The 21,073-nt window shown below is 46.0% G+C and carries 28 protein-coding genes and 1 riboswitch; of the genes, 22 read left to right on the forward strand and 6 right to left on the reverse strand.

Annotation, left to right across the window (positions count from 1 at the left end):
- Positions 1-31 precede the first annotated feature (31 nt).
- On the reverse strand, positions 32-319 hold the full coding sequence (locus LI015_RS28825; protein ID WP_227126035.1) for a hypothetical protein: 288 nt from the start codon (positions 317-319) through the stop codon (positions 32-34).
- A 28-nt stretch (positions 320-347) separates the two neighbouring features.
- A complete protein-coding gene (locus LI015_RS19030; RefSeq protein ID WP_002567203.1) occupies positions 348-1,061 on the reverse strand; it encodes a FadR/GntR family transcriptional regulator in 714 nt (237 codons plus the stop codon).
- Between the two features lie 277 nt (positions 1,062-1,338).
- Between LI015_RS19030 and LI015_RS19035 the strand changes: the two genes are divergently transcribed.
- The 7 genes from LI015_RS19035 to LI015_RS19065 all read left to right on the forward strand — a co-directional run bounded on the left by LI015_RS19035 (position 1,339) and on the right by LI015_RS19065 (position 8,231).
- Positions 1,339-3,102, forward strand: a complete 1,764-nt coding sequence (locus LI015_RS19035) for an ABC transporter substrate-binding protein (protein ID WP_227126037.1) — start codon at positions 1,339-1,341, stop codon at positions 3,100-3,102.
- Between the two features lie 79 nt (positions 3,103-3,181).
- The gene (locus LI015_RS19040) at positions 3,182-4,141 is read left to right on the forward strand and encodes an ABC transporter permease (protein WP_002567205.1); all 960 of its coding nucleotides are present in this window, start codon (positions 3,182-3,184) and stop codon (positions 4,139-4,141) included.
- A gap of 10 nt (positions 4,142-4,151) precedes the next feature.
- On the forward strand, positions 4,152-5,063 hold the full coding sequence (locus tag LI015_RS19045; protein WP_002567206.1) for an ABC transporter permease: 912 nt from the start codon (positions 4,152-4,154) through the stop codon (positions 5,061-5,063).
- A 33-nt stretch (positions 5,064-5,096) separates the two neighbouring features.
- Positions 5,097-6,122, forward strand: coding sequence for an ABC transporter ATP-binding protein (locus tag LI015_RS19050; RefSeq protein ID WP_002567207.1), 1,026 nt, complete (start codon positions 5,097-5,099; stop codon positions 6,120-6,122).
- On the forward strand, positions 6,109-7,146 hold the full coding sequence (locus LI015_RS19055) for an ABC transporter ATP-binding protein (RefSeq protein ID WP_002567208.1): 1,038 nt from the start codon (positions 6,109-6,111) through the stop codon (positions 7,144-7,146). The genes LI015_RS19050 and LI015_RS19055 overlap by 14 nt, the downstream gene beginning before the upstream one ends.
- Positions 7,147-7,163: 17 nt before the next feature.
- Positions 7,164-8,087: a dihydrodipicolinate synthase family protein gene (locus LI015_RS19060; RefSeq protein ID WP_002567209.1), complete on the forward strand. Its 924-nt coding sequence runs from the start codon at positions 7,164-7,166 to the stop codon at positions 8,085-8,087.
- Between the two features lie 15 nt (positions 8,088-8,102).
- Positions 8,103-8,231: a hypothetical protein gene (locus LI015_RS19065; protein WP_002567210.1), complete on the forward strand. Its 129-nt coding sequence runs from the start codon at positions 8,103-8,105 to the stop codon at positions 8,229-8,231.
- Positions 8,232-8,336: 105 nt separating this feature from the next.
- Here LI015_RS19065 and LI015_RS19070 read toward each other — a convergent pair whose 3' ends face one another.
- Entirely contained in the window at positions 8,337-9,290 is a 954-nt protein-coding gene (locus LI015_RS19070) for a CPBP family intramembrane glutamic endopeptidase (protein WP_002567211.1), read from the reverse strand.
- Between the two features lie 551 nt (positions 9,291-9,841).
- On the opposite strand from LI015_RS19070, the gene LI015_RS19075 reads away from it, so the two are divergent.
- The 7 genes from LI015_RS19075 to LI015_RS19105 all read left to right on the forward strand — a co-directional run bounded on the left by LI015_RS19075 (position 9,842) and on the right by LI015_RS19105 (position 13,198).
- Positions 9,842-10,396, forward strand: a complete 555-nt coding sequence (locus tag LI015_RS19075; RefSeq protein WP_118019329.1) for a hypothetical protein — start codon at positions 9,842-9,844, stop codon at positions 10,394-10,396.
- A gap of 55 nt (positions 10,397-10,451) precedes the next feature.
- Entirely contained in the window at positions 10,452-10,913 is a 462-nt protein-coding gene (locus LI015_RS19080; protein WP_002573490.1) for a hypothetical protein, read from the forward strand.
- Between the two features lie 8 nt (positions 10,914-10,921).
- A complete protein-coding gene (locus tag LI015_RS19085; protein WP_227126039.1) occupies positions 10,922-11,281 on the forward strand; it encodes a hypothetical protein in 360 nt (119 codons plus the stop codon).
- Between the two features lie 222 nt (positions 11,282-11,503).
- On the forward strand, positions 11,504-11,668 hold the full coding sequence (locus tag LI015_RS19090; RefSeq protein ID WP_002573489.1) for a hypothetical protein: 165 nt from the start codon (positions 11,504-11,506) through the stop codon (positions 11,666-11,668).
- A 50-nt stretch (positions 11,669-11,718) separates the two neighbouring features.
- Positions 11,719-11,958 carry a YdbC family protein gene (locus LI015_RS19095; RefSeq protein WP_118019330.1) on the forward strand — a complete coding sequence of 80 codons (240 nt, stop codon included), beginning with the start codon at positions 11,719-11,721 and terminating at the stop codon, positions 11,956-11,958.
- Positions 11,959-11,982: 24 nt separating this feature from the next.
- On the forward strand, positions 11,983-12,228 hold the full coding sequence (locus LI015_RS19100; RefSeq protein ID WP_002567220.1) for a hypothetical protein: 246 nt from the start codon (positions 11,983-11,985) through the stop codon (positions 12,226-12,228).
- 67 nt (positions 12,229-12,295) lie between these two features.
- Positions 12,296-13,198: a PhzF family isomerase gene (locus LI015_RS19105; protein ID WP_002567221.1), complete on the forward strand. Its 903-nt coding sequence runs from the start codon at positions 12,296-12,298 to the stop codon at positions 13,196-13,198.
- Between the two features lie 92 nt (positions 13,199-13,290).
- Here LI015_RS19105 and LI015_RS28830 read toward each other — a convergent pair whose 3' ends face one another.
- Together LI015_RS28830 and LI015_RS19115 are read right to left on the reverse strand one after the other, a co-directional pair.
- On the reverse strand, positions 13,291-13,476 hold the full coding sequence (locus LI015_RS28830; RefSeq protein WP_038295271.1) for a DUF6774 domain-containing protein: 186 nt from the start codon (positions 13,474-13,476) through the stop codon (positions 13,291-13,293).
- 6 nt (positions 13,477-13,482) lie between these two features.
- The gene (locus LI015_RS19115; protein ID WP_117626605.1) at positions 13,483-14,148 is read right to left on the reverse strand and encodes a DUF3298 and DUF4163 domain-containing protein; all 666 of its coding nucleotides are present in this window, start codon (positions 14,146-14,148) and stop codon (positions 13,483-13,485) included.
- A gap of 243 nt (positions 14,149-14,391) precedes the next feature.
- Between LI015_RS19115 and LI015_RS19120 the strand changes: the two genes are divergently transcribed.
- The 7 genes from LI015_RS19120 (at position 14,392) to LI015_RS19150 (ending at position 19,784) form a co-directional block, all read left to right on the forward strand.
- A complete protein-coding gene (locus LI015_RS19120) occupies positions 14,392-14,838 on the forward strand; it encodes a hypothetical protein (RefSeq protein ID WP_227126041.1) in 447 nt (148 codons plus the stop codon).
- A gap of 209 nt (positions 14,839-15,047) precedes the next feature.
- Complete coding sequence (locus tag LI015_RS19125) at positions 15,048-15,641, forward strand: CpXC domain-containing protein (protein WP_002567224.1); 594 nt, start codon at positions 15,048-15,050, stop codon at positions 15,639-15,641.
- A 45-nt stretch (positions 15,642-15,686) separates the two neighbouring features.
- On the forward strand, positions 15,687-15,923 hold the full coding sequence (locus LI015_RS19130) for a putative signal transducing protein (protein WP_002567225.1): 237 nt from the start codon (positions 15,687-15,689) through the stop codon (positions 15,921-15,923).
- A gap of 114 nt (positions 15,924-16,037) precedes the next feature.
- A complete protein-coding gene (locus LI015_RS19135) occupies positions 16,038-16,331 on the forward strand; it encodes a hypothetical protein (RefSeq protein WP_002567226.1) in 294 nt (97 codons plus the stop codon).
- Positions 16,332-16,701: 370 nt separating this feature from the next.
- Positions 16,702-16,798, forward strand: a riboswitch (purine riboswitch).
- A gap of 137 nt (positions 16,799-16,935) precedes the next feature.
- Complete coding sequence (locus tag LI015_RS19140; RefSeq protein ID WP_002567228.1) at positions 16,936-18,354, forward strand: NCS2 family permease; 1,419 nt, start codon at positions 16,936-16,938, stop codon at positions 18,352-18,354.
- A gap of 310 nt (positions 18,355-18,664) precedes the next feature.
- A complete protein-coding gene (locus LI015_RS19145; RefSeq protein ID WP_002567229.1) occupies positions 18,665-18,961 on the forward strand; it encodes a hypothetical protein in 297 nt (98 codons plus the stop codon).
- On the forward strand, positions 18,927-19,784 hold the full coding sequence (locus LI015_RS19150; protein WP_227126043.1) for a GGDEF domain-containing protein: 858 nt from the start codon (positions 18,927-18,929) through the stop codon (positions 19,782-19,784). The genes LI015_RS19145 and LI015_RS19150 overlap by 35 nt, the downstream gene beginning before the upstream one ends.
- Before the next feature lie 197 nt (positions 19,785-19,981).
- Here LI015_RS19150 and LI015_RS19155 read toward each other — a convergent pair whose 3' ends face one another.
- The gene (locus LI015_RS19155) at positions 19,982-20,368 is read right to left on the reverse strand and encodes a DUF4397 domain-containing protein (RefSeq protein ID WP_227126051.1); all 387 of its coding nucleotides are present in this window, start codon (positions 20,366-20,368) and stop codon (positions 19,982-19,984) included.
- Here LI015_RS19155 and LI015_RS19160 point away from each other — a divergent pair.
- The gene (locus tag LI015_RS19160) at positions 20,268-20,720 is read left to right on the forward strand and encodes a hypothetical protein (protein WP_227126045.1); all 453 of its coding nucleotides are present in this window, start codon (positions 20,268-20,270) and stop codon (positions 20,718-20,720) included. The genes LI015_RS19155 and LI015_RS19160 overlap by 101 nt on opposite strands.
- Positions 20,721-21,073 lie beyond the last annotated feature (353 nt).

Genomic DNA, 21,073 nt, shown 5'->3' on the forward strand with positions numbered 1-21,073 from the left:
CAGTAATATTATTTTAAGCATTATGTTAGCATCATAGAGCAGATGCTCTGATGTTTGAAAGGGCAGCCGCTTCACAAGTGAAAAATTGTGAAGCGGCTGCCTCTTTTTTTATTTTCTCTTCAAGACCAATACTGATGCGGTGCAGATAATGGGCGTCATCTGTATCCGGTGAATCTTCCCTGTAGTGGCTGCCGTAGCTTTCTTTTCTTTGCTTCCTGATATGCCTGCGGTGTTCAGGGTGTGCAGATACAGATTTCCCATACCGCCGCTGGTGGGGATGACGGCCTTTACAGACAAGGTAAGGAGCTGTACCAGTCATGGCACAGCTGACCGCTGGTCCGGTATGGTCAGCGCTTGAAATATCCTACATTGAAATGGAACTGCATGGCGTCATAAAAATCAGAATAACTGCCGGCTTTCAATGCATGGCAGATACGCTGGTGTTTTTCAACGGTAAGTTCCATGTTGCTGTGGGTAGTCTTTACTTTATAGTACCGGTCACAGGCCCAGAAAAACTCTATAATGGACTTTAGCAGCCGGTTATCCACATCCTGGAACAGGATTTTATGGAAGGCGGCGTCGGTTTCGGCAAATTTCACGCCGTATACGGAGGAGTGGGAACGTTTAATCTGATTAAACAGTTCCTCCATGGTAACCACCTTTTCTGACAGAAGCGCAATGCCCTTTTCTGTCATGCGGTCAAATGCATCTTTTGCGAATCCCAGTTCCAGGACGCGCCTCAGTTCCTCAATCTCCTTGTGGAGCTGGTCCTCATCACTGATACTGTATATGAGATTGCTCAGGAAAAAATCCGTATTAAATTCCTGAATCACGATACCCACGCCGGGAGTGGAGTGGACCGCCCCGGTTATCTCCAGTGATTTAATAGCTTCCCGGAGCACATTACGGCTGACTCCCAGCATCTCGCACATCTTCATCTCCGATGGAAGCTTGTCACCTGGCAACAGGTGATTTTTTTCTATGTAGCTTTTGATTTCGTCGTAAACCTGTAAATACAGACGCCGGGACTTGAGGTTTTTCATACCGGTAGATTCTGCCATGTCTGATATTCTCCCTTAATATGTAATTGTTAAAATAATAATTTATAGGACTATCATATTTCATCATGAAAGAAAAGTCAATACGATATACATATACAACAAAAATATATGGAATAAATTATATATTATACACATATATACAATCCAAACATTTTAATATATTGACATATATGTCAGATTAACGTACAATAAAGCTGTATTGATTAATAAATACAGCAACATGCCACATACTTTGTAGTACAAAGTACAAATATAAAAGAAATGGAGGTTACGTAGTATGAGAAAAAGAAGATTGGTGAGCCTGTTGTTGGCGGCATCCCTTGCAGCCAGCGCATTGGCCGGATGTGGTTCGGGAGGAAAGACGGAAACCACTGCGGCAGCGGCAGGAGGACAGACTGAAGCGGCAGGCGGGACAGCAGGGGAGACCGGGGCGGCAGGCGGGACAGCAGGGGAGACCGGGGCGGCAGGCGGGACCAGCGCGGCTGACCTTGGGACACCATTGGCGGATGTCAGGGTAAGGCAGGCCCTTGCCTATGCCATTGACATGAATGCCATTGTGGACAGTTTGTTTGAGGGTAAGGCAGAGGTGGCTAAGAGCTTTACTGCTCCCGGTGACTGGCTGAATGCCGGCATCCCGGTATATGAGTATAATCCGGAAAAGGCAAAGGAGCTGCTAAAGGAAGCTGGATGGCCTTCCGATTATACCCTGGATGTGGTTTACTATTATGATGACCAGCAGACCGTGGACCTTATGACCATCATTGGCCAGTACTGGCAGGAGGTGGGCGTGAAGGCACAGTTCAGGAAGCTGGAAGGCGATCTGGCGGCCCAGCTGTGGGTACCGCCGGCAGATATGGAGAAGGGGCCTTCAGCAGTGAAGTGGGATTTAGCCTATGCGGCAGTGGCAGCCCTTGCCGAGAGCGAGTTCTATAATCGTTTTGCATCTACCGCATCCAATAACTCTTCTGTTCCCAAACAGGAAGGGCTGGATGAGATGATTGCAGCTTCCAACGCCACCATGGATGTGGGTGAGCAGAAGGAGGCATTTTACAAAATCCAGCAGTTCGTGGCTGAGAATGAGCTGGCCATGCCTCTGTACCATCAGGTATGTTTCATCTATACCAGCGATAAACTGGATACAGCAGGCAGCGCCTTTGGCAATGACCAGTTCTCCTACGAAAAGAACATACTGGACTGGAAGATTGACAGGGATGACCGCACCATGTACACCAACGGAGGACCTCAGGAATTCTTCTGGTATCCCATGGTCAATCCCGGGTATATGATTAATACTGAACTTGTTTTTGATAAGCTTATCAATGCAGACAGTTCATTAAATCCAACAGATGGCATGCTGGCTGAAAGCTACACGGTTTCTGAGGATGACAAGTCGATTGAGTTTGTTCTCAGGGACGGCCTTAAGTGGCATGACGATGAACCTCTGACTGCTGAGGACGTTAAGTTCACACTGGAACTTATGTTAAGGACTCCGGGTACCAATGCAGTGGCATCAGAAGTCATGAAGGCGATCCAGGGCGCCCAGGATTTCCTGGACGGCAAGACCGATAACCTGGAAGGTGTTGTCATTGACGGCAGCAAGATTACAGTGAACTTTGACACGGTTTCAGCCAATGCGCTGGCTGTATTCTCACAATGGCCAATCCTTCCAAAGCATTGTCTGGAGAATGCAAGTCCTGAAACCCTTCAGCAGGATCAGTTCTGGCAGAAACCCATTGGTTCCGGGCCATTTAAGGTGGATGAGGTGGTTCTCAACAACTATGCGACCCTGAAACGCTGGGATGGATATTATAAGACAGGAACCGGTAACATCGAGACAATTTACATGTTTGCCAGCGGTGAGAATGACAGCAATCTGGTTAAGAACGCAGGTGCAGGTAAGATTGATTATGCATGGAGCAAATCCACGGATGACGCCAAGGCAATCGAATCCATGGATGGAATGAAGGTTTCAACTGCCAATATCAGATACACCAGGTGCTTCTACATCAATCAGTTCCCTCATGAACCAAATATTAAGTAGGATGATTGGACTGCGGCGGGCCGGCTATATGACGGTCCGCCCTGTTTCTTAGAGGAGATTTCGACGAGGAGGATTTGAATTGAGTAATTATATAATACGTAAAATCCTGACACTTATCCCAATGATGCTGGTTATCAGCTTTCTGATATATCTGGGGATGGAGCTGATGCCGGGCGACGCAGTGGACTTCCTGATTCCTCCGGACGCCCTTTCAACCATGTCGCCGGAACAGCTGAATGCCATGAGGGATGCCCTGGGTTTAAATGATCCGTTTTTTCTGCGCTACCTTAAATGGCTGGCAGGACTTGTGCGGGGGGACTTTGGCTACAGCCTTCAGAGCGGCGTGCCGGTGCTGACCCTGATGAAGAACCACCTGCCTGCAACCATAGAGCTGACCCTGACTTCCCTGGTGATGTCTTCCATATTCGGTATTCTCCTGGGGGTCGTATGCGCCCTTAAGAAGGGAACTGCCCTGGATCAGATACTGAGCGTTGTGGGTATGGTGGGAGTTGCCATCCCCCAGTTCCTTCTGGGACTGATCTGCATCAACGCGTTTGCTCTGCATACCAGCATTCTTCCTGTAGGCGGGAGGATGGCTTATGCGGGCCAGAATTTTATCCAGCGGCTTCCATACCTTATCATGCCGGCCACAGTACTGGGATTTTCCCTGACTTCCGGTGTGATGCGTTACGGGCGTTCCAGCATGCTGGATTCCATGGGACGGGATTACATGAAAACGGCCAGGAGCAAGGGACTGCCGGAGTGGCGTGTGAACCTGCTGCACGGCCTCAGGGCCGCCATGACGCCGGTGGTAGTGCTCATTGGATTCCGTCTGCCCATGCTCATCGGCGGCGCCGTGGTGGTGGAGGAGGTATTCCAGTGGCCGGGAATCGGCGTATTGTTTGTGGATGCGGTTCGTTCCCAGAATACGCCCTTGGTAATGATTATTGGTTTTTTCAGCGTTCTGTTGGTATTGGTGGCCAGTATTGTGGTGGATATCATTACCGCGCTGCTGGATCCGCGTATTAAACTGAGTTAGGAGGTGCGGGATGAAACATTCACTTGACAGGAAAATGGACCGGATTCTGGAACGGGAGAACTCCGGCAGGATAAAAAAGGGAATCAGGAACCGCGCGCTCAGGAAGCTGTTTGCCAACCGGCTGTCAGTGCTGGGATTTATCATATTTATCGTGATACTTGTCATGTGCCTGGGTGCGCCTTTGTTTACACAGTACAGCGCCACCAAGGTGGACCTGCGCAATATATTAAGCCCGCCCACGTCTTCCCACATATTTGGGACCGACAAGATAGGAAGGGATATATGGGCCAGAATCCTCTACGGAGGCCGTATTTCCATCGGCGTGGGGCTGGGAAGCGCACTTGTGGCTACGGTCCTGGGGGTGTCGCTGGGGACTATGGCAGGTTATAAGGGCGGCTGGTTTGACGGGATCATCATGAAGGTTTCCGAAATACTGATGTCATTTCCCCAGATTATATTGGTTCTGATTCTTGTGACCATTACGGGCCAGAGCCTGTGGAATCTGATATTCATTTTTTCCATCACAGGATGGCCTTCCATGTACCGTATGGCCAGGTCCCAGATGCTGTCGCTGAGGGAGGAGGAGTATGTACAGGCTCTAAAGGCTTTTGGTATCGGAAGCATGAGGATTGCCTTTGTACATATGCTTCCCAATGCCATAGGACCTATTTTCGTAAATATCACATTGTCTACGGCCATGTTTATCCTGCAGGAGGCATCCTTAAGCTTTTTGGGGCTTGGGGTTCCGTTAGAGGTGGCAACCTGGGGCAATATCCTGAATGCGGCCCAGGACCTGATGATACTTAAGAACTCCTGGTGGGTATGGCTGCCTGCCGGTATCGTGGTGACACTGTTTGTGGTGGGAATCAACTTTATCGGTGACGGCCTGAGGGATGCCACGGACCCGTCACAGATTGGTTAACAGCCATGGAGAGAAGGAGCGTGATATTACAGTATGAATGATAACATTGTATTAAGTGTCCGGGACCTGGAAGTGAATTTCTATAACAATGAGAGATGCAACAGGGTCTTAAGAGGGGTATCCTTTCAGCTGCAAAAAGGGAAAATTATGTGCATTGTGGGAGAGAGCGGATGCGGCAAGTCAGTTACTGCCAATTCCATCATGGGGCTGCTGCCTGACCTTTCAAGAATTGAGAAAGGGGAGATACATTTCTTCCACAACGGCAGGGATATACGGATAGACCAGTTGAAACGCAAGGGAAAAGAGATGCGCCAGATTAGGGGAGACGGGATTTCCATGATATTCCAGGACCCCATGACGGCCCTTAATCCCGTATTTACCGTAGGGTATCAGATTAACGAGTCCCTTTTGTACCATGACAGGGCAAAAACTAAAAGCGAGGCAAAACAGAAGGCCATACGTCTGTTAAAGGATATGGGAATACCTCTCCCGGAAAAACGGGTTGACGAATATCCATACCAGTTTTCAGGGGGCATGTGTCAGCGGGCCATGATCGCCATGGCCATGAGCTGCCAGCCCAAGGTGCTGATTGCGGATGAACCCACCACGGCGCTGGACGTCACCATACAGGCACAGATATTTGAACTGATGCAGGACCTTAAGAATAATAATGACGCGGCAATCCTCCTTATTACCCATGACATGGGCGTGGTGGCGGAACTGGCTGATAACGTGGCTGTCATGTATATGGGCAATATCGTGGAGAGCGGAGATGCCAGGGCTGTTCTGACCCGCTCCGCACATCCATATACTAGGGCGCTGCTTAAATCCATACCAGTGCTGGGAAGGGGGAAAAAGCAGGAGCTGGAACCTATAAAGGGTTCCACACCAGACCCATATGACCGTCCAAAGGGATGTCAGTTTGCGCCCAGATGCGGGTATGCAACGGAGCAGTGCATGCAGGAAATGCCGCCGGAGACGGAAATCGGGCCGGGGCATTTTTGCAGATGTTTCCATAATCTGATGGGGAAGGAGGGACAGCCGGATGCCGGAAACTAAGGATGTGTTGATTAAAGTCAGGAACCTTAAGACGTATTATCCTGTAAAGCAGGGGGTGTTTAAACATACGGTTGGACATGTGAAGGCCGTGGATGATGTGAGCCTGGATGTATACAGGGGAGAAATCCTGGGCGTGGTAGGTGAGAGCGGCTGCGGCAAGACCACATTGGGAAAGAGCATCCTCCAGCTCATAAAGCCTACGGAGGGAAGTATACGCTATGCCTTTGAGGGCGGGGAAAAGGAACTGATTGGCATGAATAAAAAGGAGCTGGATGAGGCCAGGTGCAAGATGCAGATTGTGTTCCAGGATCCCTACTCCTCCCTGAACCCCTCCTTTACCATATTCGGGTCCATGCAGGAACCATTAATCCGTTTTGGTGAAAAAAGCAGGAAAGCCCGGCGGGAGAAGATAGCAAAGCTGTTAGAGGCCGTAAACCTGCCTGCGGATTACATGGAACGCTATCCCAATGAGTTCTCAGGCGGCCAGAGGCAGAGGATTGGGATTGCCAGGGCCCTGTCCGTATCGCCGGAGTTCATAGTCTGCGATGAAGCTGTGTCCGCTCTGGATGTATCCATTCAGGCCCAGGTGCTGCAGCTGCTGAAAAAACTGCAGGAAGAGCGGGGGCTTACCTATATGTTCATTACCCACGACCTGTCTGTGGTGGAGTATATCAGCGACCGCATTGTGGTTATGTATCTGGGGCGCATGGTGGAGATGGCGGATACGCAGGAACTGTTTGAGAATACGCTCCACCCATATACCAGAGCTTTATTAAGCGCTATCCCCATTGCGGATATCGACAGAAGGAGAAAGAGGATACCGTTACAGGGAGATGTACCCAGTCCGGTGAACCCGCCTTCCGGCTGTCCTTTTCATCCCCGATGCCCGGAGTGCATGGAAAGATGTAAGACCGAAGTCCCGCATCCGGTGATCATCACCAGGGATGGGCGGGAACATATGGTGTGCTGCCATCGGGTACAGGCAAATGCAGGCGGCGGGAATGATTTTAAGACACATATATAATCGAAGAGGAGAGAGAAATGAGCAGATTTGAGATGAATCAGATCAAGGGGGTCATCCCTGCAATGATGACGTTCTTTGACAGGGAAGAGAACGTGGATACTGAGTGTACCAGACGCATGGTGGAATTCATGCTGGAGCATGGCGCTGACGGTTTCTATCTTACAGGCAGCACCGGCGAGTGCTTTACCATGACCGTGGAGGAGCGGAATCTGGTGGTGGATACGGTCATTGACCAGGTGAAGGGCCGTGTGCCGGTTGTTGTACATGTTGGGGATATCGGCACGAAGAAATCCATAGAGCTTGCGGAGCATGCCTACAGGGCCGGCGCCGACGCCATATCTTCCGTACCGCCGTTTTACTGGAAATTCCGTGCCGGTGATATCTATAATTATTACAGGGATATATCGGAGTCCACCCCTCTTCCAATGGTGGTCTATAATATTCAGCTGGCAGGACTTATGGATATGGACCTGCTTTTGCAGCTGGCAGGACTTCCCAATGTCCATGGGCTTAAGTATACGGCCAGGTCCCACGATGAAATGGGATTCATCAAGGAAACACTGGGCCCGGATTTCATGATATATTCAGGGTGTGATGAGATGGCTTTTTCCGGTATGTGTTCAGGCGCGGACGGAATCATAGGGTCCTTCTATAATTTGTTCCCGGATTTATATAAGCAGATCCTTAAGAAGGTGGAGGAAAGCGATATTAAGGGAGGCATGCGGCTGCAGCGGATTGCGGACGAGGTGATATTTGCTGCGCTGAAGTATGATTTCCCGTCCGTACTTCACAATCTGATGAATTGGCGCGGTTTGGAATCCGGATACTCCAGGAGACCGTTCTACAATTACCAGGATTCAGAGCTGGAGGGCCTTAAGGAAGATATCAGAAGGATAAAGGACAGATACCAGGCAGAAGAGCTGGATATGTTCAGGCTGTAAGGAGGGACGGTAAGAATGAGTGGGAGTAAGCCGCAGTACAGCGTATTGGAACGTAACAGAGGCGTTCTGGCCGCGGTGGCCGGGACAGCCATAACCAGGCCCGGAGAGATAACGAAGCGGTTTGTGGCTGCCATGAAACAGTAAAAAGTCAGCAGAAAGAAAAAACGGATTCCATGATACAGAAATGCACCCATGGCTGAGAAAATTGATTTTCCCGGCTGTGGGTGCTTTTTAGGCACTGGATCTGGTCTAATCCATATTATTCATAAAATCATAGGTGCTGTTCCTGTAATAATACCGCACAAACAGAAAGCTGAGAAGTGTTACCAATGTAGTAAGTATACCGCCTTCGATACCGAATCCGCCCCCGTTTAGTATATTGTCCCGGGTAAAGTGTGTGGTTATGATACCGGGAATGCTAAGGCCGCTAACAGGCATTCCGTAGATAATTCCCTGAAATACATTCCATGTAAAATGATAACCAATACACATCCATATATTGCCGGATTTAATAAACATATATGAAAAAAGAATGCCGACAATTATTATATTGAAGACGGAAAGAAGCGTCACGCTGGGGTTTCCCAGATGTATGGCCCCGAAGATGACGGAGGGAAGGAAGATGAGGACAAAAACATGGTTACGGCATCTGCGGAGTACAGCCATGATGAACCCGCGGTTCAGCAGCTCCTCTGCATAGGCTACCAATATAAAGGCGAATAACCACGTTAAAGTTAAAGCAGTAATGCGGGGCTGCCAGGATGCAACTTTGCCGCCTCCAAACCACACCACCAATAGAAAAACCAGCGTACAATTAACCATACCCAGAATCATCCCTGCGCCGCACTCCTTTTTTGTGGATTTGAACGGATGAAGGCCCATTTCGCTCAAAGGACGTTTTATAAAACATTTCCACGCTATGATTGGAATAATGATCATCATGACATCTGTCAGGATCAGCATCGCCACCGGCAGGCAGGCGTCGTTGACCCAGTTGGCAAGAGGTGAAAAATAGTCAGCCGCCCGATTGAGATCACCTGTGGCTGTTAATATTACAATCAGGGCAGTCAGGACCAGAAAAGATGCAAAATACAGCAGTGCGTAATAAAGCAGCATCACAATGAGAATGGTCCATCCGGAGCGTAAAAATCCATTTTTGTTTTTGAATATTGTTTTGAATATTGAATTGTTCCATGAGTGCATAGGCTGTTATCCTTTCGGTCATATGTTAATGAGGTTCATATTACGTGTTTGCTTTGTAAAGGATTGAAAGAATTCGTTTCAGGTATTTGTTTTTATTATGGCTGAACCATATCATGGTAATTCCCTGTTTGTAATGGTAGCTGTCCGGCAGTTTATAGCTCACCGTGGGCTGCTGACTGAGAAGAAAATCTGCGGTTCTGTAAGGTGATGGTGTGGAGTTTAATATATGTATTTGATATATTTGTATCAGATAAAATAAATCCCAGGTCAGTCCTCATTGTATCTGACATACAGCTGATGTGACCATTCTATCAAAAGTTATGTGTGTTGGCTATTGGGAAAGTTCATAAAAATGATTTGAAGATTGAATGGTATGAATTCTGCCTTAGTTATCCCCGTGTATCATATTCCATGAGCCAGTTTTCGCATTGTTAAGATTAAAACAATTCAGTCATAGCTTTATTAACTTCATTTTGGTATAATGTAAAAGGGGTAGGGAGACAGCCCGCACGCTGATAAAATGTTAAGAAGCAATGCCAGAGGAGACTTATATGACCGGACAAATTGCAGATGTTTATGAATACAACGGAAACAGATATAATATAGTGGCAATTAAGGGAACGATGAATTTTGATATTCATGAGTTGGGGTTTGATCCCGTACCCATTCATACGGCATGTTGGAGAGGTTATCATTGCATTTATAATATAACTGAGGAAGGCCTGTTTCTAAAAGATTTGTTTGTAAACGATAGAAACGGCAGCTATCCGCCTGTTAATGGAGTGGAACCAGAGGAGGACAGGTTTGACGGTAAGGTATATTATGGTATCAACATTCCGGTGAAATTTGATGGCGGTATTATCATTGGGAATGATTTTCTGACACGATATTATATCCATATGGGATTCCAGCGGGTTTATGCATATAAGACAGTATATGAGCTGATTTTTAAAGAGGGCCTTATAACAAAAAAGACAGACCTTTCAAAAAAGGCAGCTTTAATAAGAACAGAAATTGACGAGAAGGGCATTGACAGGGCCAATATTTCTAAGTTCGTAGAAGAGAGTTTTTCGTTGGATTACGAAGATAAATGGACTGTTTATTGATAATGATGACAGGAAAACGCTGTTTGAATTAAAAGGAAAAGAAAGTGGGGAGGCAATGAGTCATACAAAAGAGTACAGGGGCGAAAAGATAGAAGCCGGTCTTACCGCGCGTTTGATTCCGCCCGGCGCACAGTATTCGGACAGCTTCTGCAGACTTATATTGACTGAGCGTCACTTATATATACTGGAGGATAATTATAATGGCACTTATAATGAGCTGTACGCTTTTTTCATTGAACGGATACAGGATATGGAGGCGCAGGTTAAAGGATTAAGGTATAAAAAGTCAGTGCTGGGAGAAATGTTTTCCAATGGTATTTTGTCGCTGTTTGGAGGGATTCTCTATGCTTCCGAGAAAAAGAAAGAAGATAATGGGATTCGTTTTGTCATTACATATGATGACGGTATGGGAAAATGTAATCAGTTGTATTTTAAAGATTTGCAGACAAATTCAAATCATATGGTAAAGGTGTACCATACGTTGAAGAAATCCTTTGATAAGACCATTATGAGGTGAGGTGGCGGATGATGGATGGACATATATGGTTTGTTGGCTGGTATGATGGAGGGGATTACCATGAGATAAAAATCACTCAAAAAGAAGTGGATAATTGCGGCACGGCCGGGTGCGGTCTGAATTCCATTTTATATTATATCGGCGGTAAATATGGGGACGAAGCTTTATACAATATGATATATCTGCAGTCCATTGAACCGTTTGGGACCAATGGTATTTTTCGGATGTGTGTGACGGACCCCATTAAAGTTCATCCTGAATTTCAAAATGGAGGAACATATTTAGTTGATTGTAATAGAACATTGATTTGCAGAAACGGGGACGAATTGTATATGGAACTGGTAAAGGAGAAGGGTGATATCTCATGATGCCCCCTTCTTTTTTTGCTCTTGATAACTGCCGCGGATGTATGTCTATGGCCTGCAGGCCATAGCTATGATGCCTCCAATGAGAGGCCTGGCATTCTTATATTTATCACTGCGGGAGGGGCTGAGCCTTGATATAAAGGCCGGAAAGCGCGGTATGAAATTAGACTATAAAATTAAAGCAGAATATGGTAATATATAGATAACTGCTTTTAAGGAGATGTTATGAGAAAGGGATTCTGGAAGCAATTATCATACGAAGATAAATTTGATAGAAAATACGCGTGCTGGGCAGTGAATCATAACGGATGGAGAAAGCGCAAGCGTTTAAACAGGAGAGCTGCCAGACGTGCGCTGAAACGATTGAATGAGGAAAACTATCCAACGTAATATGGCATGGCGGGAAGCGGTTTTTAGTGATGGGAAGGGAGTGACAGGAGATGGCAGATATAAAATATGATATTATAAAAGAAATTGGCGTGTTATCCGAAAATGCAAAAGGATGGCGGAAGGAGCTGAACCTGATTAGCTGGAACGGAGGCGCAGCGAAATACGATATCCGTGATTGGGCGCCGGACCATGAGAAGATGGGGAAAGGGACTACTCTGACAGAGGAGGAAATGGAGAATCTGAAAGAGATACTGGGACTGATAGAACCGGTAACAGAAGCGTTTGTCTGACAGGAATCAGTAAGGAGGAAAGCCATGCTGGAAAGATGGAAAAAACAGTTGTTTTCAGAGGACGGGATGAAAGTAGTCAATGTTTTGTTTATTCTTTTGTATCTGGTCAGAAATCCCCTTTTTACCATATGCGCCTATACTGTATGGTTTGTATATTTGGTATATTCTGTCAGACATACAAAGAGTAAGGGCATGAAGATATTTTATTCTGTATTAAGTATGCTTGCAATGGCAACCGTACTGCTCAATGCTTATTTTACCATCTTATAGCCAGGAGCTGTGAGAAAAGAAATAAGAGAACTGGTGAAAAAAAACGAATGCCCGAAAGGAATATTTTGTGAAAACATATAAAATTTACCAAGTGGATTCATTTACCAGAGACAGGTTTCATGGTAATCCGGCCGGGGTTGTTCCTGATGCAAAGGGGCTTACCGATGAGCAGATGCTGAGGATTGCAAGAGAATTAAATAATTCGGAAACAGCTTTTATGTTTGAAACAGATTCTCCGGATTATAATATAGAAGTACGTTTTTTTACACCCACAACAGAAGTTCCCATATGCGGCCATGCCACAATAGCGGCCCATTATGTCAGGGCCAAAGAGAGAAATATGGAAGGCGGAACGGTCGTTCAAAAAACAAAAGCAGGAATACTGCCCGTAGAGGTTGTCCGCACCCTAAGTGACTACTCAATCACAATGACCCAGGGAACGCCTGCGGTGTCTGCGCCCTTTGGGGATGCTGTAAGAGAACGGATTGCGGACGCTCTGGGAATTGCTCATGAGGAGCTATGCAGGGAATATCCCGTTGCTGTTGCTTCCACCGGGCATTCCAAGGTTATGGTTCCCCTTTATTCAAATGAGCTGCTTCATGGACTGCGGCCGGATTTGCAGAAGCTGACAAAGATTAGTAAGCAAATTGAATGTAACGGATACTATGTCTTTACACTCAATCCGCAGAATAAAATTTTGGTCCATGGAAGGATGTTTGCTCCGGCTATCGGAATTGCGGAAGACCCTGTAACAGGAAACGCAAACGGTCCCCTGGGCGCATATCTGGTGCATTTTAATATTTTACAGGAGGAAGATGCCCCATGCTTTGACTTTGATATTTTACAGGGAGAAGCGATTAAACGCGATGGAACAATGCACGTTCATGTTGAAAAAGAGCACGGAGCGCCGAAGCTGGTTCAAATTACAGGGAATGCTGTCATTGCTTTTTCAACGGAGATTACTATTTGAGCATATGATGAAGAGCTGAATTTCCTTTTATTTGGTAGATTCAGCTCTGTTTTATTGGGACTATGCGCATAGGGCATTTTTTGCCATGGCATTTATGACTTCTGTGTATCTGCATTTTCCGGTGGGCAACACAGCGCCTGGTGTGCTGCGATGGTGGCTAACGTATCCCCCAATTGCATGAATATGGAACTGATAAGGGCAATTTCTTCCGGGCTCTTACCTTCTGCAATGCAGCAGGCGAGCGTGGATACAGAAAGGGCAAGTTCGCAGGATTGCAAGACAAATCACCTCCTTGTAGTCATTTGATAGGCCGGCATCCGAAAGGAGAATTCCGGTATGCCTGTTGCATAGGGAGCAATCTCATATTGCTGATAATATATGACAATATATCCGGGCCGCAGAAAGAAATGATTTTGATTGAACTTATTTCTCAGAAGATAGGGGTAATCTTCAAAATAAGAACCAGGGGATTCCTTTAAGCGTTCTGCGATTTGCCGTTCCACAGACGTTTGGAGTCCGTTCAGGGCTGCGGGAGTAAGGGCGGAGATATCGTCCAGATGTAACTGTCTGCCGGTACTGAAATCCCATGTGTCTGAAATCCGTTCCAGTTCCTGATGGGCGCCTCCCATGTAAGTGTAGGTATCCATATAAAGACTTGTAATACAGCCGGAATTATAGGTTATCTGATAATTCATATCCAGGGTATAGCGGTTGAAGGGCGGATGATTGGATGTAATATATCTGGCACTTTCAACCGCCTGAGGGTAGAGGACGGTACGGCAATACTGTTCTGTATTCTCTGCAAGCTGCATATAATAGATGTTTGCTGTTTGGGCAGCTGATAAAACACAGGTGGTTGAGAAGGATGGATAGGCAATATGATAGGTAAATACCGGTATGTTCCCATAAAGCATGGTGTCGTTCAGGATTTTTTCTGTGATTGTCTGCACATTGATTTCCGATTTAAGTAGTTTGTAATAGTATATTCATATAGATTCCTGACATGACAGTGTTAAATGGAAAGCACAGTATGGGCATCGGAATGGTCGTTTTGCATAAACAAGGGCCATGTGGGCAATAAAATCTATAGTGGCTTTACAGACTGAATTTTGGTATAATATAGTAAGTTTATTATAAAAATCTTATGCTCTATAAAAATATGTGAGTTTGGAAACGTAATGGAGGTAGTACGATTGTCTACAAATTATTATATTTTTAACCGGAAAAAACGGGAAGAAATCCAGGAATTTAACAGGTTTTGGGAAGAAATATTTATTCCAGGAATAAAACAGCAGATAGAAGATCATTGCAGTAAGCAGAATGGAGCTTATGTCAACACGGATTTTGGAAATGAAATAATCGGAGAAAAAATATCCGGGATTTCGGGCGCGCCAGGTAAATCCGAGAGCTATGAAACCGTTATAGGTGTGTCTCACTGGAATGGAAAGCGGAACCTGTTCCAATGGGAAGGTTCCTATGTTGAGGAACATATCATCCGTGATGAGTCCAGTCTGGTGGAGTTTTTTAACAGTAAGACGAATCAGCAGCAATACAGTATCGTGGATGAATTTGACAAAGAGTATACACTTGAGGCGTTTTTAAATGCCATAAAATATGGAGGGGATGAATCAGTTTCCTGATGATATAAATCATATGTTTTGCATTTATGCGGATACGTGAAAGGCGGGTCCGCATTTTATCATTTCAGGCACGGAAACCAGGCAGGAAATTTGATTGGTGAAATAATACGCAGAAACAAATATCAGAAAACAAATGTTCGGATTCTGTTTGACAATATCAGCTGTGTTTGGTATACTTTGTGTATCGAACAAATGTTTGGAGGCGCGTGATGTCAATAAGCAGAAACTATGCAGTCAGATGTCCTGAATGTGGTTGTATCATACCATTTGAATTATATGACAGTATTACATCATCCTTGGATCCGGGGCTTAGGCAGCAGATTCTGGACGGTCAGTTTGAAACAGTAGTATGCCCTGATTGCAGGGCTGTGTCATACATACAGTATGATATTTTATATCACGATCCTGCCAGAAGGTTTATGGTATGTGTGGGAACGGATTATTCGGATGTGTTTCAGCAGTCTGATTGTCCGAAAGATTACAAGCTGAGATATGTGGATGATTATAAGCAGCTGGCCGAGAAGATACGGATTTTTGAGGCAGGGCTGAATGATAGAATTATGGAAATAACAAAGGAGTCCATGCGCCATATGGCAAAGAGAAACCTGGAGTTATACTATGCAGGCAGCAGGAGAAAGCTTATGTACTTTATTGTTCCGGGACATGAGCGGTATGTAGCTGTATCACAGGGCCTGTATACCTTGGCCGGAAAATATTATGATAAGATTCCTGTAGAGAAAGAATTTGGATTCCTGCGGATTAACCGGAAGTATGCGGAGGCATTGAAAACAGTAGCGGTATGATGATATAATCAGAGTATCAGGACAATTTGAAAAGGAGGGTATGTGATGGAACGTAAAGTGATAAAGATTTTTGGGGCCCAGGACAATATACAGGCAGAGATGATTCTGGAGACATTGGGCAACAATCAGATACCGGCTTACAAGAAGGGTGTGGGTTCCAGCGATATCATGAATATATATGGAGGCAATTCCCTGTACGGAGAGGATATATATGTTGCGGAAGAGGATGCGCAGAAGGCAATGGAAGTATTGGAGGGGATGGGGCTGACGGAGGAACGCTGAACATGGTGACTGATACTATCCATCTATTGCCAGAAACATAGATTTGTGATAGAATCCTTATGGGATAAAATCACGATATGCACTGCAGCAGGCAGGGCGGAATGGAGAAAACGAATGAAAGCATTTGATTGCGTTAACAAGCAGGAAGTTGAAGTTACTAAGGAAGGTTTGATTGACTTCATGAAAAAGGACCGCCAGATTGATATGAAGTTTGCGGAGAAGAGAACAGACGATATGGGATATCTGACCTGGGATGCCGAGAACTGGACATGCGTGGACGGACAGAACAAGTTCATGCGTTGTTATTCGCTGGAGGGCCGTGTGCTGAGGGATTCCACCAGCCATAATATTTATGATATGGAAAATGACTTTTTCCCGGAGCAGGCCATGGAGATTCAGATTAACTAAGTATCAAAAAAAGACAGTTCGGCTGTCTTTTTTTATCTGTATTTTTAACCCCATTGCCCTGCCCTTCTTCAGACCGGGATGGGATTTCAACCTGAGATGGGATGTTTCTTTTGCTATTCCTGAAAAGAGGAGCAGCCAGCGGGCTGTTCCCGCTGGCTGAGTATTATGAAAAAAAGTTATTAGCATTGACCTTTTACAATGATTAGTATATTCAGAAAATGTGAGCAGTCTGTTGCAAAAGTATGAACGGTTTGTAATAAGTTTATGAATGAAATAAGAATGTACATATTGCACAAAAACAGGACGGGATTATTGAATAAAAAAGCCAATAGACTAAAAATGTTTTAGGGTATATAATTAATTTTGTATTAAATATTGGTGCTATTCACTATGTATATCCTGAGAATTGGCTCAGAGTTTCTACCAACTACCGTAAAGAGTTGACTACATGGCTTTCTGTAGTTGGCTCTTTTTTTGCAGTTAAAGATCTGCTGGCGGAGGGGGGAGAGTGAGGTAAAGCAGCTGGAGACCGGCTACAAGGGATAGCGACGTGAGGAATCTGATCACATTACACAGATTAAAACATGACATGGAGGACATAGCATTGAAACAAGAAACAGGACGTATAGACCGCTTTTTCCAGGTATCTCAGAACCATTCAAGCGTCAGGACGGAAGTGCTTGCGGGAATCACCACATTTATAACCATTGCCTATATTTTGATTTTGAACCCACAGATTTTAGCAGACCCCTACGTCATCATGGGGGATGCCGCCATGGCAGGAAAAATTGCAAATGGCGTATTTATTGGAACATGTATCGGAGCTTTTATCGGAACAATTCTCTGTGCATTGTATGCCAGAGTGCCCTTTGCGCAGGCGCCCGGAATGGGATTGAATGCTTTTTTTGCATACACGGTTGTGTTGGGAATGGGCTATACTTATGGTCAGGCCCTGGTGGTTGTGTTCATTTCAGGCGTATTTTTCATTGTGATAACAGCTATCGGACTGCGTGAGGCAATTATAAGGTCCATACCCGATGCGGTAAAAACGGCCATCACCCCCGGAATCGGTTTGTTTATTACTATCATCGGTCTGAAAAATGCGGGTATAGTCATATCAAATCCAGCAACCCTTGTAAGCCTGGTGGACTTTTCCCAATGGAAAATAGAAGGGGCTGATCTGGCTCTCATGAGCAGCGCTCTGGTTGCACTGGCCGGACTGGTTATCATGGGAATGCTTCATGCCAGAAAAGTCAAGGGTTCAATCCTTCTGGGCATTGTGGCTGCAACACTTATAGGTATACCTCTTGGGGTGACTCATATTTCAAACCTGGATATGAACATCGGAATGAAATTCAGGGATTTTGCAGAGGTATCATTTATGAAAATGGACTTTGCCGGATTATTTTCAGGAGCCAATATGGTGGAGACCATCTTTACTGTAACCATGCTGGTCATCAGCTTTTCGCTGGTAAATATGTTTGATTCCATCGGCACACTTCTGGGCGCGGCCAAGCAGTCGGGCATGATTGATGAAAATGGCGAGGTGATCCGGATGAAGCAGGCGCTGATGTCAGATGCCATTTCTACGGCTGCCGGTGCCATGGTGGGAACATCCACCGTAACCACAGTGGTGGAATCCAGCGCAGGCATTGCAGCCGGAGGACGGACCGGACTTACAAGCCTGGTAACGGCCCTTATGTTTCTGGGGGCTATTCTGTTTGCGCCCATTGTAAGTATTGTTCCCGCAGCTGCCACTGCACCGGCACTGATTTTTGTGGGTATTTTAATGCTGGGAAATATCAGGGACGTGGATTTTTCTGATATGAGCAACGCGCTTCCCGCTTTCTGCACCATTGTATTCATGCCGTTTACATATTCAATTGCCAATGGCGTTGCATTCGGACTGATTACTTACTGCCTGATGAAGCTTACCACTGGCAGGAGGCAGGATGTGAAGATACTGACCCTGGCCATTTCGGTTGTGTTCGTGGTAAGATATGCATTTATGACATTGGGTTAGCTGGAGCTTGATGGGAAGGAGAAAAAAACAGACTACAAAATCAGAGAAAGATATGATAAAATACATATAATTCATGGGCCATATCGTGAATTGGCCCTAAAAAAGGGAGGAGCCAGTGGGATATATCCCACTGGCCGAGTATTATGAAAAAAGTCTTATAAGCATTAGCTGTTTACAATATAAAGTATATCCACTAATTATGAGCAGTCTGTTACCTAAATGTGAACAGTTTGTAAGTAGTTTGTGACAAAAATCATTCAAAATTCTTACAGGAAAAGGCACGAAAACATGCGGGGCAGGAGGAATATAAATGTGGAGCAGATTGAAACAATTTCTGGGAATCATTCCGGATTTTACGGATTCTGAGGAGGTATTCCGTGCCTTGCATGGTGACGTGGTTAAAAGAAATTTTCTTTTTCACATATTCATCATTGTGTTTGAATTTGTGATGGTCATTTCCATATCCATGCGTCCGGGCGGGCCCTTTGCCAAGCCCCGCAGAGTGACATATTTTGTTTTGTATCTGGTCCTTATACTGGCAGCGGCAGGTGTTACATGGCTGGAGACATGGATTGACAGGAAGAGGCAGGCAGTACCGGCAGATTGAGGCCGCCAACCAGATGCTGAGCCAGGAGGCTCTGTCAGATGCCCTGACAAACCTTGGAAACAGAAACCGCTTTGAGAAAACAATTCAGGCTTTTGAGTTTGATAAGCATGGATGCGGGACTCTTGGCTGTATTTATATTGATGTAAACGGCCTCCATGAGATTAACAATCACCTGGGGCATCAGGCAGGAGACCGGATGCTTAAAACCATATCGGACATCTTCCTGGAATATTTTGATTCCCAGGATATTTTTCGCATTGGGGGAGATGAGTTTGTCATTCTGTGTAAAAATATGGGACGCGAGGAGCTGGTGCGCAGGATAGAGCAGGTCTGCAGGAAAACGGAGGAGGCAGGTTTTTCACTCTCCACAGGACTGGAATGGCGGGAGTCGGATCTTAGAATTGAGGACATTGTACAAAAGGCAGAGAGAGCCATGCAGGAGAATAAGAGGGGCTTTTATTTTTCCAAGGGGGGAGAGCGGCAGAGGCGTGAACTGAACCAGCATATGGAACGGCTTATATCTGAGAAAAAGGATGCGGACCGGTTCCTCAGCATACTGGCTCCTGTGTTTGAGGGTGTGTTTTTTGTGAATCTGGAGACGGATACAGTGCGGCAAATCTTCATACCTTCCTATTTCCAGGAAATGCTGAAGGAATGTGGTGACAAATACAGCAGGGCCCTGCTGCTGTATGCAGATAGAATGGTGGAACCCCAATACGCTTCGTTATTTGAGCTCTGCTGTGATTACAGCCGTCTTGAAGCCATGCTGGAGGGAGAGGAGATACCTGATTTTACTTACCGGAAAAAGGATGGAGCCAGCTGAGGCTGAGAATCCTCAAATTCTATCATTATGACAGCACGGGTAAGGAAACCTTATGGATTTTTTCTGATATAGAAATCAATTATATTGAATCATGATGGTTTTATGAATATGGTTTTATGAAAATACAGGGGCGCTGCAGCGGTCATTCTTGGCCTGCTGCAGCGCCCCGAAATATTACTCAGTCCATGGTTAATAAGTTAGAACGAGGATGTCTGAAGGCGGAAATTGGAGCCTGAACGAATCAAGGCAACTGTATAGTCCTGATTCTGCCGGAAGCTCATCCAGGTATCTACCAGAGGTGAACGCATGTCGTTCCCCTGGTAGACTGTAATACGGTAGCGTCCGGGAATCACATTGTATATGCGGGAGTACTGCAAATAGTTCAGATTGGATACCACCAGGCGGTTGTTCACGTAAATCTGAATCGGTCCGGGGACAGATGCATTGTAGAATCTGACGCGGGCAGGAGAGAGGGGGAGAACGATGCCTGGCAGGATTGTACCCCAGTTCCAGGACCAGTCGGGCCGTACGGGAGGAACAGGCCTGGGAGGGATGGGTCTGGGAGGAGTGGGCCTGGGAGGAATGGGCCTGGGAGGAACCGGTCTGTTAGGCCATCCCGGTCTGTCGGGAATGGGGCGCCCGGGTCTGTCTGGAAGCGGAGGAACCGGTCTGTCGGGACGTCCGGGCCTGTCGGGTATAGGAGGGACCGGCCTGTCGGGCCGTCCGGGTCTGTCGGGAATAGGGCGTCCGGGCCTGTCAGGAAGCGGGGCAACCGGCCTGTCGGGCATAGGGCGCCTGGGCATTGCCTGCATGGGACTGGCATCCCTGTCCTGCATGCCAAAATCATTCTCCTGGTCTGACCAGTCGCTTCCATCCTCCGGAAGAGGAAGAATGGGAGTGGTTTCCTGGGAGTTCAGCCATTCATCGGAGCCGTAAGGCTCTGAATCATATTCGGAATATTCAGCGGCTGAATTAAAGTCATCCTCTGTTGTGGATGGATAAAAATTATCGTTATACATAAGGTAACCTTTCATAAATATGCTTTGTCATATCTTATGCGCAGAAAAAGATTATGTGCGGGAAGGCTTGATTTTCGGAATACAAAGACATATTTCGCCATCAACCGGCAGGAGCGGCGCAAAATGCACAAAATAAAGTTTCCTTCTGGCAAAACTTTGGGCAGACTTTTTTATGACCCTATGCTATTATAATAGACGTAACCCCCCCAATACATTAATAATCTCTCGGAATCTCTAAGCCAGTAAATATAAGGCTTTCAGATTCCTTTT

This window comes from Enterocloster sp. 210928-DFI.2.20, from assembly GCF_020554465.1.
GTDB classification, from domain to species: Bacteria; Bacillota; Clostridia; order Lachnospirales; family Lachnospiraceae; genus Enterocloster; species Enterocloster bolteae.